We start from the raw sequence: 1,223 nt of genomic DNA, 5'->3' as shown, positions 1-1,223 counted from the left end.
GGTTCCGCAACATAAAAGGCCGCGTAATTTCCGTTTCTATATGCCATTTTTTTCTCCAAAAGTTATATTGCCGATAGCTAGGCTTGGCCCCTAACATTTGTATATCGTGCGTGCGCATTTAGAAACTCGTTTAACTAACCGTTTTCGTTTCTTAACTTACTGATCCAGCAGGTATGTCTGACTTGAAAGGTTGCGAGTTGGCAAAGGCAATTTGAGCATGCTCAGTTACACTCTACCGATCGCACAATATCCAACTTTTATTTTTTTGTTATGTCATTGACAGTAAACGACTTAAATAAAAAATACAACAGCAAAACGCGCAATATTCCCAAAGTGAATGTGCCGTGCATCGCTAGCGACACCGACACTTACTAATAACGGGCGGCTAGTCACTAGTTGGATTAGGCCGAAATTCATAAGGTCTGCTTTTCGCTCTTTGGGGACCTTCTGCTTTGTGCCAAGAGCGGACGCAAAAGTGAGCATCTCAGACGCTTGCATTTGTTCTCAACTAGCCGAGCATTCTTTACTTTTCCTATAAATAATTGGTGCAAACGCTATCTCAATAAACCCGCCCACAAAAGCTGCAAGAGTAAAAGCCGAGGGGAAAATAGCAAGATAAAATCCAGAAATCATAAGTACACTACCCAGAGCCCAGTACACTTTCAAACCATAAAGTGTTTGAAAGGTTAAGTACCTGGCACCAATAATCACTAACATGATTGGATAAAACAGTAAGCCATTAAGCTGTGCCACAATGACAGCAATAAATAGGCCACCGAATAAAATACCCAGATTTTCTATAGCCAGTTTACCAAGCACATTAGTCGCCCCATGTTTACCGGTGACCCCTAATAATCTTGAAAGTAAAAGAGATATGGGAAATATAAACATACCCCCAATAAGCAATGCTAGCATGCTGTTAAAGGGAGACGAATAAAGGCCAATCAGTCCAGCCGATAACCAAACTATTCCAGAAGCCAACGCTCCGGTTGCACCGCCATAGTAAGCACGAGTCATATCTTTTTGTGATTCATTGAAATCCATTTTCTTTGCAAGCCTCTTTTTTAACATCTGACTGAGTGTCTTCGATGATAGTCGAGTCGCGCGAAGAGATAAATGGTCCGCTGCTCGCTCATTGCTGACCTTCGGCTTTGTGCCAGGAGCGGACGTTAACGCTCGCATTGGCGGCTGGTTTGGAGCGCGGCGGAAAACCAGTCCGGTGG

The 1,223-nt window shown here is 43.3% G+C and carries 1 protein-coding gene; it reads right to left on the bottom strand.

Annotated elements, in window-relative coordinates; translation table 11 throughout:
• Positions 1 to 504: 504 nt before the first annotated feature.
• Positions 505 to 1,223, bottom strand: a 719-nt coding sequence (locus tag BLP64_RS10700) for a DUF7010 family protein (RefSeq protein WP_233340160.1), incomplete at its 5' end; no start/stop codon positions are given.

This window comes from Pseudidiomarina indica (genome assembly GCF_900104245.1).
Taxonomy (GTDB): domain Bacteria; phylum Pseudomonadota; class Gammaproteobacteria; order Enterobacterales; family Alteromonadaceae; genus Pseudidiomarina; species Pseudidiomarina indica.
This window is presented reverse-complemented; position numbering and strand designations above follow the sequence as displayed.